Below are 12,813 nucleotides of genomic sequence, written 5' to 3' on the forward strand. Positions count from 1 at the left end.
CGGGTCGCCGCAGGCGTGGCCCCGAGGGTGGCACCCGCCGGCTCTTGCTCCAGGCTCCAGGCTCCAGGCCCCAAGCCCCAAGCCCAAAGCGAAGCCAAAGGCGAGCCCACCCACGAAGCCCAACAAAAAAATGGGCGGCGCCGGCGCATCCAGCGGGAGCGCCGCCCGGTCCACACAGGGGGAAGTGGACGGCTGAAGCATGCGGTGTCCACAACATCACAAGTGTGACGCAGCGCACCGCTGCGCGTAGTTGCCGCAAACGCGGCTATCCCGCCGGCGAACCGCGACGTGGATCTCCCGGGCCACGTGACCGGACGGGCGTCTGGACGTCCTTACCAGGGCACCGTCCGCCCGAGGTAGTCGAGGTAATGCAATCCCGGCATGCCCTCGTGCGCGAGCATCGTATCGACCAGGCGGGGGATGCTCTCCGCGATGGTGAGCCGCGCGTCCGGCCCGCCCATGTCGGTGCGCACCCAGCCCGGTGCCATCAGCAGCAGCGTGCGCGCCTCGTCCTTGTGCCGTGCCGCGAAGCTGCGCATGAACATGTTCAACGCCGCCTTGCTGCCCCGATAGACCTCGTAATGGCCGTTGGTGTTGTTGGTCAGGCTGCCCTGCCCCGACGACATCACCCCGATGGTGCCCTTGGGCGACACGCACGCGTGCAGCGCCTCGATCACCCGCAGCGGGCTCAGGGCGTTGGTCACCATCACGCGGACGAACTCCTCCGTGGATACGTCGGCGATGCCTTCCCAGTCGGCGTTCTTTGTGCCCGCATTGACGAACAGCGTATCCAGCCGGCGTGGTACCAGGTGTGCGTGGAGGTCGGCGATGCCGGCGGGGTCGGTGATGTCCAGTGTCATCACCTCGAGGGCACCCGCCGATGTTTCGGCCAGTGCATGGAGCCGTTCCATCGAGTGGGCACGCCCGGTGGCGATAACCTGCCAGCCGCGACGGAGGTAGTCCTCGGCCAGGGCAAAACCGAGTCCGCGCGAGGCGCCGACCAGCAGGATGGTCTTGCGTGGGGATGAAGGTGTCATGCGACGCTCCGATACAGGGGCTGCCCTTCGCGGGCGGTCCATGCAACGTAGTGTCCCTGGACATGGGGCGGAAGGCGCGCGAACGGAAACGTATAGATGCACCGGACGCCTTATCGAGGCCTAAGCCACGCTACGATGCGCCATGGACGAGCCCGACCTGAACCTGCTGATCGCGCTGGACGCCCTGCTCGCGGAAGCCAGCGTGGCGGGCGCGGCGCGCCGCCTCGGTCTGAGTGCATCGGCGATGAGCCGCACGCTCACGCGCCTGCGTGCCGCCACTGGGGACGAACTACTCGTACGTGCCGGACGCCGCATGGTGCCGACCCCGCATGCGGTAGCGTTGCGCGAGGTGACTCGTGGCCTGGTGGAAGACGCGAGACGCGCGCTGCGGCCCGCCGTGACGGAACAGGACGTGGCAGGCCTGCGACGGGATTTCACCCTGCGTGCGAACGACGGCTTCGTCGAGGTGTTCGCCGCGCTGCTGATCGCCGACGCCCGGCGACTCGCCCCCGGGGTGCGCCTGCACTTCGCGTCCAAGGCCGAGAAGACACCGATGCACCTGCGCGAAGGCCTGGCCGACCTGGAAGTGGGCGTCGTGGGCAGCATGGGGCCTGAGGTACGCACACAGGCCCTGTTCCGCGACCGTTTCGTCGGCGTGGTGCGGCGAGGTCATCCACTCGACGATGGCAATCCGGTGACGGCCGGGCGCTATGTCGCGCACGGCCATGTCGTGGCCTCTCGCCGCGGTCAGGCGACAGGTCCGGTCGATACCGCGCTGGCGGTCGCCGGGCTGGAACGCGAGGTGGTGGCGGTGGTGCCGGCCTTCCACGCGGTGCTGGCGGTGGTCCGTGCCTCCGACCTGGTCGGGCTGGTGCCCGCGTCGTTCCTGGCGACACCAACGGAGGGTATCGCCGTCTTCGAGCTGCCGGTGGTGACACCGGGTATCACCGTGTCGCAGATGTGGCATCCGCGACTGGACAACGATCCCGGCCACCGCTGGCTGCGGCAGCGGGTGCTCGCGCTATGCCGCGAGCACCTGCGCGCCTGAGCCGTCGCGGGCGTCGCCTCGGTTCAACCGTCCAGCGAAGGCGCGACCAGCTTCACCACGCTCGAGAAATCCAGCCCGCCGCGGCCGGCCTTGCTGTTCAGCGCGTACAGGTTGCGCGCCAGTTCGCCCAGCGGGATGGACGCGCCCACGCCCACCGCCGCCTCGGTCACCAGGCCCAGGTCCTTCAGCATCAGGTCGGTACCGAAGCCGCCGGTGTACCCACGCGACGCGGGTGCGCCGGGCAGCACGCCGGGCCAGGGGTTGCAGACCTCCGTGGCCCAGCTGCGTCCGGTGCTGACCGCCATCATCTGCGACAGCACGGCCGGGTCCAGTCCATGCGCGGCGCCGAGGGCGATAGCCTCGCCGGTGACGGCCATGATGACGCCCAGCGCCATGTTGTTGCACAGCTTGGCCACCTGCCCGGCGCCATTCGCACCGACATGGAAGATGTTCTTGCCCATCGACGCCAGCAGCGGCCGTGCGCGTTCCAGCACCGCGGCGTCGCCGCCCACGATGAAGGTGAGCGTGCCGGCCGCAGCACCGGCCGTGCCGCCGGACACCGGCGCGTCGAGCATAGCCAGCCCACGATCGGCCGCAGCCCGGGCCACCTGCTTCGCCGTCTCCGGGGCGATGGTGCTGCAGTCGACGACCAGCGCGCCGGCCGGAATCGCCGCCAGCAGGCCCGCGGCGCCCCGATACAGCGCGTCCACGTGACGGCTGGCCGGCAACATGGAGATGACCACCTCGGCGTCCACCACGGCGTCCATCGCGCTGACGGCCGCGGTGGCGCCGAGCGCGACCGCGGCCTCCACCGCCGTCGGCACCAGGTCGAACACGCGCAGGTGATGCCCGGCCTTGAGCAGGTTGGCGGCCATCGGGCCGCCCATGTTGCCCAGTCCGATGAAAGCGATGCGACTCATGGCGAGGATTCCGTGGAGGCACCCAGGTCGGCCAGCGGATGATCCGCGGCGGCCCATGGGGCGTGGAAGAAGGTTTCCGCCCAGGCCGGCGTGGCCTCGGCGAGGGTGGCGGGGTTCCAGCGCGGCTGGCGGTCCTTGTCGATGAGCAAGGCACGGATGCCTTCGGCGAAGTCGCCGTGCGCGGCGCAATGCAGCGACACGGCGTATTCGAGGCGGAAGGTATCCGCGAGCGACAGGTCGGCGGCGCGCCGCTGCAGTTCGAAGCCCAGCCTCGCCGATCCGGGGGCGCCGGCGAGCAGCGTGGTTTTCGCCGCCTGCAACCACGCGTCGTCGGTGTCGAGGGCGATGATGCCGGCGACGACCTCGTCCAGGTTCGACGGTGCGCACAGGCGCTCGATGAGCGCTGCATGCTGCTGCAGTGGACCGGCGGACGCAGGCTGCGCGAACGACTCAAGCAGGGCCGAGAGCGTCGCGTGGTTGTTCGTGGCGGCATCGGACCATGCCGTGTCGATCAGCCTTGCGACCACCTCGTCGTGACGCGACGACTCAACGAAATGATCCGCCAGGCGCGCATGGATCGCATCGCCCGCATTCAGCGGCGCGCCGGTCAGGGCGAGGAAGATGCCGCCATGGCCGGGCACGCGGCGAAGCAGCCAGCTGCCGCCCACGTCCGGGTAAAGGCCCACCGTGATCTCCGGGAACGCCAGCTTCGAGCGCTCGGTGACCACGCGATGGCTGGCGCCGGCCATCAGGCCGATGCCGCCGCCCATGACGATGCCGTGGCCCCAGCACAGCACCGGCTTGGCATAGCGGTGGATGCGGTAGTCGAGCCGGTATTCCGTGGCGAAGAAAGCGGCGGCAGGCGTATCGCGAGCGATGTCGTGGCTGCCGTCTCGATGGTCCAGCATGCCCCGGTACAGGCCATGCAGATCGCCACCGGCGCAGAAGGCCTTCTCGCCTGCGCCCTGCAGCAGCACCATGACGATGCCGTCATCGTCGGCCCAGGCACGCAGTCGTTCGTCGAGCAGGTGGGCCATCGGCAGCGACAGGCCGTTCAGTGTCTTTGGCGCGTTCAGTGTGGCGATGCCGATGCGCCGGCCGTCGCGCGTCGCACGCTCGTCGAACAGCACCGGTGCATCGTCCGGCGTCTCCATCGGCGTCGCGCTCATGCGTTCTTCCACTGCGGGCTACGCTTTTCCAGGAAGGCGTGCACACCCTCGGCCTGGTCGGCGCTGTCGAACAGGTCGACGAAGGCCTCACGCTCCGCCACCAGCGCGGCCGCGTGGGTCTGGGTGCGAGTGGCCTGGACCAGCCGCTTGCACGCCGTGACGCTGGTCGGGCTTTGTGCGTGGGAGCGCGCGGCCCAGGCCAGGGCCGTGGCCAGGCCCTCGCCGGTGGGGACCACTTCTTCCACCAGCCCGATCCGCAGCGCCGTGGGCGCGTCGACGCGCTCGCCGAGCAGGATCATCCGCTTGGCCCAGCCTTCGCCGACCAGGCGCGGAAGGTTCTGCGTGCCGCCCGCGCACGGCAACAGGCCCACGCCGGCCTCGGGCAGCGCCATCTGCGCGTGCGCTTCGGCGATGCGCAGGTCGCACGCCAGCGCGCACTCCAGGCCGCCGCCCATCGCGTAGCCGTTGATCGCGGCAATGCTCACGCCACTGAATGCGGACAGGGCCTCGAAGGCCTCGCCGAAGCGACGCGCCGCCTCGCGCGCCACGGCACGATCGCCGTCGGCGAACTGCTTGAGGTCGGCGCCGGCGCAGAAGAACTTGCCGCCCTCGCCCGTGACCACCAGGGCGTAGATGTCGCGATCGGCGTTCAATGCGCCGACCAGATCACGCAGTGCCGTCAGGCTGTGCACCGTCCAGGTGTTGGCCGGCGGGTTGCGCAGGGTCACGACGGCCGTATGGCCCTCGACCTTCAGCGCCAGTCCGGTCCAATCGGTGTCCTTGTAGCCACTCATCGCAATTCCTCTTCGGTGTTGAGCAGGTGGCGCGCCACGATCACGCGCATGATCTCGTTGGTGCCTTCCAGTATCTGGTGCACCCGGCTGTCGCGCAGCAGCCGCTCGATCGGGTACTCGCGTATGTAGCCGTACCCGCCATGCAACTGCAAGGCATCGTTGCAGATGGCGAAGCCGGCATCCGTGGCGAAACGCTTGGCCATGGCGCACCACACCGTGGCGTCGTGGCTGCGTGCGTCCAGCTTGCGCGCGGCGGTGTGGACCATCTGCCGTGCGGCCACCAGTTGCGTGGCCATGTCGGCCAGCTTGAACTGGAGCGCCTGGAACTCGCCCAGCTTGCGGCCGAACTGGCGCCGCTCACCCAGGTAGCGGCGAGCCGCATCCAGCGCCCCCTGCCCCGCGCCCAGCGAACACGCGCTGATATTGATCCGGCCACCGTCCAGGCCCTTCATCGCGATGCGAAAGCCCTCGCCTTCCTCGCCCAGCCGGTTCGTTGCGGGGATACGCACGTCCTCGAACGTGATGCCACGCGTGGGCTGGCTGTTCCAGCCGAGTTTTTCCTCCTTGCGGCCGTAGCCGATCCCCGCGGTATCCGCGGGCACCGCGAACGCACTGATGCCGCGCGCGCCGTCGCCGCCGGTGCGGGCCATCACCACCAGCATGTCGGTGGCGCCGGCCCCGGAGATGAACGCCTTGCTGCCGTTGATGAGGTAATGGTCGTCCTCGCGCACGGCGCGCGTCTGCAACGAGGCCGCATCGGAACCCGCGCCCGGCTCGGTCAGGCAGTACGAGGCGAGACGCGTGCCGCTGGCCAGCGGTTCGCCCCATGCCTGCAACAGTGCAGGCTGGGCGTAGGTGGTCAGCATCCAGGTCGCCATGTTGTGGATGCTGATGAAGGCGGCCGTGGAGGGATCGACCGCGGCCAGTTCCTCGAACACGATGGCCGCGTCCAGCCGCGTCAGGCCGGTACCACCCGCCGCTTCGTCCACATAGAGTCCACAGAAGCCCAGTTGGCCGGCCTTGCCGATGGCCTCGCGCGGGAAGATGCCTTGCGCGTCCCAGTGCGCCGCATGCGGCGCCAGCTCCGCCTGGGCGAAGTCGCGCGCCGCCTCGCGGAACGCATTCTGCTCGTCGCTCAGGCCCGCGGCCTGCACCGTCACCGGAATGTCCATAAGGGGCGCCCTCACTTCAGACTGATGGTGGTGTTGACGCCTTGACCCGTGCCGCCGTCGTCGAACCAGCGCGAGGTGACCGTCTTGGTCTGCGTGTAGAACATGACCGCCTGCTTGCCGTACGGCCCCAGGTCGCCCAGCTTCGAGGCGCGCGAGCCCGTGAACGAGAACAGCGGCACCGGCACCGGGATAGGCACGTTGATGCCGACCTGCCCCACGTCGATGTCCTCCTGGAAACGACGCGCCGCGGCGCCGCTGCCCGTAAACAACGCCGTGCCGTTGCCGTTGGGGTTGGCGTTGACCAGCGCGATCGCCTCATCCAGCGTGTCCACCGTGAGCACGACGAGCACGGGACCGAAGATTTCCTCGTCGTAGATACGCATGCCTGGGCGCACGCCCGAGAAGATGGTCGGACCGACGAAGTTGCCCTGTTCGTAGCCCGGCACGCGGCAATCGCGGCCGTCCAGCTCCAGGGTGGCGCCTTCGGCCACACCGGCGTCGATCAAGGCGTGCACGCGATCGCGCGCCGCGCAGGAGATGACCGGGCCGACATCCGTACCGGCCTCGCTGCCCGCATTGATTTTCAATGTCTTCGCGCGGGCCACCAGGTCGGGCAGCCATTCGCGCGCGGCGCCGACCAGCACGGCCGTCGAGGCCGCCATGCAGCGCTGGCCCGCCGCGCCGAACGCCGCGCCGACCATCGCGTTGAGCGTTTGCTCGCGATGGGCGTCGGGCAGCACCACGGCGTGGTTCTTCGCGCCCATCATGCACTGCACGCGCTTGCCGGTCTGCGAAGCACGATGGTAGACATGGGTGCCGACGCGGGTGGAGCCGACGAACGACACCGCCTTGATCTGCGGGTGGTCGCAGATCGCGTTGACCACGTCCTCACCACCATGCACCACGTTGAGCACACCGCGGGGGATGCCCGCCTCCACCGCCAGCTCGACCAGGCGCATGGTCACCATCGGGTCCTGCTCCGACGGTTTCAGCACGAAGGTGTTGCCCGTGGCGATCGCCATCGGGAACATCCACAACGGAATCATCGCCGGGAAGTTGAACGGCGTGATGCCCGCGCACACGCCCAGCGGTTGCAGCAGCGTGTACGTATCGACACCGCCGGCCACGTTGTTGGCCAGCTCGCCCAGCTGCAGGTTGCCGATGGCCGCCGCGTGTTCCACCACCTCCAGGCCGCGGAACACGTCGCCTTCGGCATCGGGCAGCGTCTTGCCCTGCTCCGCCGTGAGCGTCGCGGCCAGTTCGGCCATGTGCTCGCGGATCAGTTGCTGGTACTTGAGGAAGATGCGCGCCCGCGCACCGATGGGCGTCTTGCGCCATGTGACGAAGGCGCGGCGCGCGGCGTCCACCGCCGCCTCGACTTCCGCGGGCGTGGCGAAGGGCACGCGTGCCAACACTACTTGCGTGGCCGGGTTGACCACGTCACGCCATTGCGTGGTGGTCGATTCGACGAACTCGCCGTCGATCAGCAGCTTTACCGTGGCGACATGGGTCGCGGCCGGGTTCATCTCGTTCATTGTCCAGTCTCCAGATCGCTCACCCGCGAAACCGGGCGTGCGAGGGACAAGACAAGTGATTCGAGACAACGGACGCCGCGTCGAGTCAGCTCATCCGGTTGCCCACCGCAACACCCGAGGAAGACACCGCATGCGATGTCTACCACGGGCCGGTCTCCGGGCTTGCGAGCGATGCGGCATGCATCAGCCCGACACCTTCCCGCGTTGCCGCAGTGGTTCTGAGTCGGGTTTTCTCGCCTACCGTTGCGGGGGCAGCGCCGGCATCGGACCGGCTTCCCGTTTCACCCTGCGCACCGGAATGGCGGCGGCAGGACACCTGTGGCCCATCGATTGTAGGCGGCGCAACGCATGGGGACACGCTGCGATGCAGTAAACGGCGGGGCTACGGCGTCAGGGCGTGGGGTCATGATCGGGCCTCACCCCATCGCTCCGGGCGTGATGAGCGCAGCGACGTCACCCCGCCCATTGATGAATCCACGACATAGGACCAAGCGTGTTACCCCGCTTAATCGCTGGGTGGAGGGTGGCGCGCACCACGCGCAGCGTCTCGCCCACCGAGGCGGGCGAACGGCTGATCGGCAGCGTGGGGCCGCGCTTCGACGAGATCGAGGCGGAGATCGAGGCCCTGGGCGAGCTGCGCGAACGCCCGGCAGGCAACCTGCGCATCACCACCGCGGAGCATGCCGCGCAATCCATCGTCATGCCTGCGCTGGAACGGTTCCTGCCGCAGTACCCGGACATCCATGTCGAGCTGAGCGTCGATTATGGGCTGGTGGACATCGTGGCCGAGCGCTACGACATCGGCATCCGCCTGGGCGAGCACCTGGCCAGGGACATGATCGCCGTGCCGGTTGACCCGCCCATGCGCATGGCCGTGGTCGCCACGCCCGGCTATTTCGAGCGGCGCACGCTCCCGCGCACGCCACAGGACCTGACCGGGCACAACTGCATCAACCTGCGCCTGCCGACCTACGGCAGCCTGTACGCCTGGGACTTCGAGAAGGACGGCCGCGAAGTGAAGGTGCGGGTGGAGGGCCAGTTGATCCTCGACGGCATGAACGCGATCGTCCGTGCGTCCCTGGCTGGCCTGGGCCTGGCCTGGGTACCCGAGGACGTGGTCTCGCGGCATGTCGAAGCGGGAGCGCTGGTGCGTGTGCTGGAGAACTGGTGCGAACCCTTCGCCGGCTATCACCTCTATTACCCCAACCGCCGACAGCCCGTGCCGGCCCTTACCTTGCTGGTGGATGAACTGCGTTACCGAGGCTGAATCGTCCACCAAACCTTGACATATGGCCGATTGACACCACCTCCTGTGTAGCCGAGGATCGTTTCAGGCCGCGCCCGGGTCCCGGTGTCGCGCAGCACGCAGGAGAAACACCATGAGCCAGCGCCACCTCATCCTCGCCGCATGGTTGGCCCTGGCCGTCGTGTCATATGTCGCCGGGTCGGTCACCGGAACACTGCTGCTCGTCGGTGCAGGCGTGGTCACGGAAACGCTGTTCTGGTTCAACCTGATGCAGCAGCGGCGCATGCAGCGCGTGCGTGTGGTTGCCCGTCGGCGCTGAGGTTGTCTGGATCGCCCACATCGTGGGCTCCTACGTAGGTAGTCGGCGCAACGTGTACCTGTAGGAGCGGACGATGTCCGCGATCCACTCCCGCGACCACACACCCGCAAACACGCCCCCACACAACCCGCCCTACCTCCCCAACGCAACAACACGCAATTTCACGTCACGGCAGATGATCCGGCGGCGATAATACGGGCATGACCCGACGCAACGCCCCGCCTACTATTCCCGTCAACGTCCCCACGCCCACCGACACCCGCGGCTTCGTCCGCGTCCGTGGCGCACGCGAACACAACCTGAAAAACATCGACGTCGACATCCCGCGCGACGCCCTTGTGGTGTTCTCCGGCGTTTCGGGCTCCGGCAAATCCTCGCTCGCCTTCGGCACGCTCTACGCCGAGGCGCAGCGGCGCTATTTCGAATCCGTGGCCCCCTACGCGCGGCGCCTCATCGACCAGGTGGGCGTTCCCGATGTCGACGACATCGAAGGGCTGCCGCCGGCAGTGGCGCTGCAACAGCAACGCGGTACGCCGGGCACGCGCTCGTCGGTGGGTAGCGTCACCACGTTATCCAGCCTGGTGCGGATGTTGTATTCGCGCGCCGGCTCGTACCCGCCGGACCAGCCGATGCTGTTCGCCGAGGACTTCTCGCCGAACACGCCGCAGGGCGCCTGCCCGCATTGCCACGGGCTGGGGCGCGTCTACGAGGTGACCGAGGCCTCGATGGTGCCCGACCCCACCCTGACCATCCGCGAGCGGGCCATCGCCTCGTGGCCGCCGGCCTGGCATGGGCAGAACCTGCGCGACATCCTGGTCACGCTGGGCTACGACGTGGACATCCCGTGGAAGGACCTGCCGAAGAAGCAGCGCGACTGGATACTGTTCACCGAGGAAACGCCGACGGTACCGGTGTATGCGGGCTTCACCCCCGCCGAAACGCGTGCCGCGCTCAAGCGCAAGACCGAGCCGAGCTACATGGGCACGTACATGGGCGCGCGTCGCTACGTGCTGCACACGTTCGCGAGCACGCAAAGCCCGTTGATGAAGAAACGCGTGTCGCGCTACATGATCGGCAGCCTGTGCCCGCTGTGCGACGGCAAGCGGCTCAAGCGCGAGTCGCTGGCGGTGACCTTCGCCGGTCTGGACATCGGCAACCTGTCCGCGCTCTCGTTCGATGCGCTGGTGGATACGCTGCGGCCCATCGCCGAAGGCCGCTTCGACGACGATTCAAGCACCAGCACGCGCAGCCGCGCCGCAGGCAAGCGCGCCGATGCGAAGCGCGTGGCCGGCGGTGGCGCCGCGCACCAGGGCTCATCGGACGTGCGCCGCACCTCGCACCTCTCGCCGGAGAAACGCATCGCCGCGCAGCGCATCGCGCAGGACCTGCTGGTCCGCGCGGGCACGTTGCAGTCACTGGGTCTGGGCTACCTGTCGATGGACCGCGCCAGCCCCACCTTGTCGCCGGGCGAATTGCAGCGCCTGCGCCTGGCCACGCAGATCCGCTCCAACCTGTTCGGCGTGGTCTATGTACTCGACGAACCCTCCGCGGGCCTGCATCCCGCCGACGGCGAGGCGCTGCTGTCCGCCCTGGAACAACTGAAGCGATCGGGCAACACCCTTTTCGTCGTCGAACACGACCTGGACGTGATGCGCCGCGCCGACTGGCTGGTCGATGTCGGTCCCGATGCGGGCGAACACGGTGGACGGATCCTCTACAGCGGACCGCCGGCGGGCCTGGCCGATGTCGCCTTGTCGCGCACCGCGCCCTACCTCTTCGGTAAGACGCATCCGCGCGAACGCCCGCCGCGCATGCCGTCCCGCTGGCTGGAACTGAAAGGCATCACCCGCAACAACCTCCACGCACTGGATGTCGCCTTTCCCCTGGGATTGTTCACCGCCGTGACGGGTGTCTCCGGATCAGGCAAATCCAGCCTGGTCAGCCAGGCCCTGGTCGAACTGCTCGGCGACCACCTGGGCCACGAGCCCGCGTCCGTCGACGATGAGACCGACGACGCCGCGCCCGGCATCGTCACGAAAACCGGCGGTCGCATCCACAAGGGCGCGGACACCATCACCCGCCTGGTCCAGGTCGACCAGAAACCGATCGGACGCACGCCGCGCTCCAACCTGGCTACCTATACCGGGCTGTTCGACCACGTGCGCAAGCTGTTCGCGGCCACGCGAGCGGCCAAGGCGAAGCGCTACGATGCGGGGCGTTTTTCCTTCAACGTGGCCAAGGGCCGCTGCGACACCTGCGACGGCGAGGGCTTCGTCAGCGTCGAGCTGTTGTTCATGCCCAGCGTCTACGCACCCTGCCCCACCTGCCACGGCGCACGCTACAACGAGGCCACGCTCGCCATCCGCTGGAACGACAGGAACATCGCCGAGGTGTTGCAACTCACGGTGGAGGAAGCCTGCGAGTTCTTCGCCGACGAGCCCGCCGTGAAGAGGCCGCTCATGCTGCTCTACGACATCGGTCTGGGTTACCTGCGCCTCGGCCAGCCGGCCACCGAGCTTTCCGGCGGCGAAGCGCAACGAATCAAGCTGGCCACCGAACTGCAGCGTTCGCAGCGCGGCAGCAACTTCTACGTGCTGGACGAACCGACCACCGGCTTGCATCCGTCGGATGTGGACAAACTGGTCGCGCAGCTGCAGGGGCTGGTCGATGCGGGCAACACCGTCGTCGTGGTCGAACACGAGATGCGTGTCGTCGCGGGTGCCGACTGGGTGATCGACGTCGGTCCCGGTGCCGGCAGCGAGGGCGGACGCATCGTCGCCAGCGGCCCGCCCCGCGCCGTGGCCGCCGAAAGCGCCAGCCGCACGGCGCCCTACCTGGCGCGTGTCATCGGCTGATCAACCGCCCTCGGCGACCCGCAGTTCGTTGACGTCACGCACGCTGTAGACGTCGATCGCATAAGGCTGCCGGGTATCGCCAGTGGCCTTGAAGCGACCGAACACGGTGGCGTCGGCCCGCATACCCTTGGCAGCGACGGTCCGCCGGAACGACGACACGTCACGCTTGCCCATCGCTTTCTCGTCCATGGCCAGCGCCACGGCGCCCTTGCACTGCGCGTCCGACAGCGTGGTGACCTTGCCCTCGCTGCTGGCGATGCCGCGCACGGTCACGGTGGTGTTGAGATAGCGCGCCGCTCCGTCGAGCACCGCACAGATCGAGTCCGGCGGCGTTTCCGGCGCCGCACGTGCGGTCAGCGGCGCGACGGCCAGCACCCATGCCACGGCGACGGCGGTCGCCCCTGCCAACATCTTGGTTTTCATTGGTTACCCCCAGTTCCCGGCCCGATTTGGGCCTGGCCGTATGGACGGCCGAGGGAAGGACACCGCGTTTGCGGCGCCGCGTCAATAAGAAAAATGGTCAGTTGGGGAGGACGTGGGAGCAAGAGCCGGCGGGTGCCACCCTCGGGGCCACGCCTGCGGCGACCCGGATGAAAAGCCGCTAGCGCGGCCGTTTATCTGGTTCGCGCACATCGTGCGCTCCTACGCGCGGCCGTCTATCTATTCCCCTACGGGGCGGGTCGGGCTTCGAACGGGGGTTTCCGATTCGCCATCCATG

The 12,813-nt window shown here is 68.4% G+C and carries 11 protein-coding genes and 1 riboswitch; of the genes, 4 read left to right on the forward strand and 7 right to left on the reverse strand.

The window, feature by feature from the left end; translation table 11 throughout:
* Positions 1-332 precede the first annotated feature (332 nt).
* Positions 333-1,037 carry an SDR family NAD(P)-dependent oxidoreductase gene (locus tag QRN34_RS19115; protein WP_285407093.1) on the reverse strand — a complete coding sequence of 235 codons (705 nt, stop codon included), beginning with the start codon at positions 1,035-1,037 and terminating at the stop codon, positions 333-335.
* Between the two features lie 142 nt (positions 1,038-1,179).
* Between QRN34_RS19115 and QRN34_RS19120 the strand changes: the two genes are divergently transcribed.
* On the forward strand, positions 1,180-2,085 hold the full coding sequence (locus tag QRN34_RS19120) for a LysR family transcriptional regulator (protein ID WP_285407095.1): 906 nt from the start codon (positions 1,180-1,182) through the stop codon (positions 2,083-2,085).
* A gap of 23 nt (positions 2,086-2,108) precedes the next feature.
* Here QRN34_RS19120 and mmsB read toward each other — a convergent pair whose 3' ends face one another.
* Genes mmsB through QRN34_RS19145 form a run of 5 tightly spaced genes read right to left on the reverse strand, consistent with a single transcriptional unit; the run spans position 2,109 to position 7,666 of the window.
* A complete protein-coding gene (mmsB, locus tag QRN34_RS19125; RefSeq protein ID WP_285407097.1) occupies positions 2,109-3,005 on the reverse strand; it encodes a 3-hydroxyisobutyrate dehydrogenase in 897 nt (298 codons plus the stop codon).
* Entirely contained in the window at positions 3,002-4,174 is a 1,173-nt protein-coding gene (locus QRN34_RS19130; RefSeq protein ID WP_285407099.1) for an enoyl-CoA hydratase/isomerase family protein, read from the reverse strand. Before QRN34_RS19130 ends, mmsB begins: the two co-directional genes overlap by 4 nt.
* A complete protein-coding gene (locus QRN34_RS19135) occupies positions 4,171-4,968 on the reverse strand; it encodes an enoyl-CoA hydratase (RefSeq protein ID WP_285407101.1) in 798 nt (265 codons plus the stop codon). Before QRN34_RS19135 ends, QRN34_RS19130 begins: the two co-directional genes overlap by 4 nt.
* Complete coding sequence (locus QRN34_RS19140; protein ID WP_285407103.1) at positions 4,965-6,140, reverse strand: acyl-CoA dehydrogenase family protein; 1,176 nt, start codon at positions 6,138-6,140, stop codon at positions 4,965-4,967. Before QRN34_RS19140 ends, QRN34_RS19135 begins: the two co-directional genes overlap by 4 nt.
* A gap of 11 nt (positions 6,141-6,151) precedes the next feature.
* Positions 6,152-7,666 (reverse strand): CoA-acylating methylmalonate-semialdehyde dehydrogenase, encoded by a 1,515-nt coding sequence (locus QRN34_RS19145; protein WP_285407113.1) that lies wholly within the window; start codon positions 7,664-7,666, stop codon positions 6,152-6,154.
* 138 nt (positions 7,667-7,804) lie between these two features.
* A riboswitch (cobalamin riboswitch) is annotated at positions 7,805-8,010 on the reverse strand.
* A gap of 188 nt (positions 8,011-8,198) precedes the next feature.
* Here QRN34_RS19145 and QRN34_RS19150 point away from each other — a divergent pair.
* The 3 genes from QRN34_RS19150 to QRN34_RS19160 all read left to right on the forward strand — a co-directional run bounded on the left by QRN34_RS19150 (position 8,199) and on the right by QRN34_RS19160 (position 12,095).
* Positions 8,199-8,942 carry a LysR family transcriptional regulator gene (locus QRN34_RS19150; RefSeq protein WP_285407105.1) on the forward strand — a complete coding sequence of 248 codons (744 nt, stop codon included), beginning with the start codon at positions 8,199-8,201 and terminating at the stop codon, positions 8,940-8,942.
* 112 nt (positions 8,943-9,054) lie between these two features.
* Positions 9,055-9,240 (forward strand): hypothetical protein, encoded by a 186-nt coding sequence (locus QRN34_RS19155; protein ID WP_036140654.1) that lies wholly within the window; start codon positions 9,055-9,057, stop codon positions 9,238-9,240.
* A 200-nt stretch (positions 9,241-9,440) separates the two neighbouring features.
* The gene (locus tag QRN34_RS19160) at positions 9,441-12,095 is read left to right on the forward strand and encodes an excinuclease ABC subunit UvrA (protein ID WP_285407107.1); all 2,655 of its coding nucleotides are present in this window, start codon (positions 9,441-9,443) and stop codon (positions 12,093-12,095) included.
* Here QRN34_RS19160 and QRN34_RS19165 read toward each other — a convergent pair whose 3' ends face one another.
* Positions 12,096-12,518: a hypothetical protein gene (locus QRN34_RS19165; protein WP_285407110.1), complete on the reverse strand. Its 423-nt coding sequence runs from the start codon at positions 12,516-12,518 to the stop codon at positions 12,096-12,098.
* Positions 12,519-12,813: the final 295 nt, after the last annotated feature.

It is taken from the genome of Luteibacter sp. ME-Dv--P-043b (assembly GCF_030209605.1).
Classification (GTDB): domain Bacteria; phylum Pseudomonadota; class Gammaproteobacteria; order Xanthomonadales; family Rhodanobacteraceae; genus Luteibacter.

Excerpts from the sequence above, each read along its gene's own strand:
- mmsB (WP_285407097.1), bottom strand. The coding sequence starts at position 3,005 with ATGAGTCGCATCGCTTTCATCGGACTGGGCAACATGGGCGGCCCGATG.
- QRN34_RS19160 (WP_285407107.1), top strand. The coding sequence starts at position 9,441 with ATGACCCGACGCAACGCCCCGCCTACTATTCCCGTCAACGTCCCCACG.
- QRN34_RS19165 (WP_285407110.1), bottom strand. The coding sequence starts at position 12,518 with ATGAAAACCAAGATGTTGGCAGGGGCGACCGCCGTCGCCGTGGCATGG.
- QRN34_RS19140 (WP_285407103.1), bottom strand. The coding sequence starts at position 6,140 with ATGGACATTCCGGTGACGGTGCAGGCCGCGGGCCTGAGCGACGAGCAG.
- QRN34_RS19135 (WP_285407101.1), bottom strand. The coding sequence starts at position 4,968 with ATGAGTGGCTACAAGGACACCGATTGGACCGGACTGGCGCTGAAGGTC.
- QRN34_RS19155 (WP_036140654.1), top strand. The coding sequence starts at position 9,055 with ATGAGCCAGCGCCACCTCATCCTCGCCGCATGGTTGGCCCTGGCCGTC.
- QRN34_RS19120 (WP_285407095.1), top strand. The coding sequence starts at position 1,180 with ATGGACGAGCCCGACCTGAACCTGCTGATCGCGCTGGACGCCCTGCTC.
- QRN34_RS19145 (WP_285407113.1), bottom strand. The coding sequence starts at position 7,666 with ATGAACCCGGCCGCGACCCATGTCGCCACGGTAAAGCTGCTGATCGAC.
- QRN34_RS19130 (WP_285407099.1), bottom strand. The coding sequence starts at position 4,174 with ATGAGCGCGACGCCGATGGAGACGCCGGACGATGCACCGGTGCTGTTC.
- QRN34_RS19115 (WP_285407093.1), bottom strand. The coding sequence starts at position 1,037 with ATGACACCTTCATCCCCACGCAAGACCATCCTGCTGGTCGGCGCCTCG.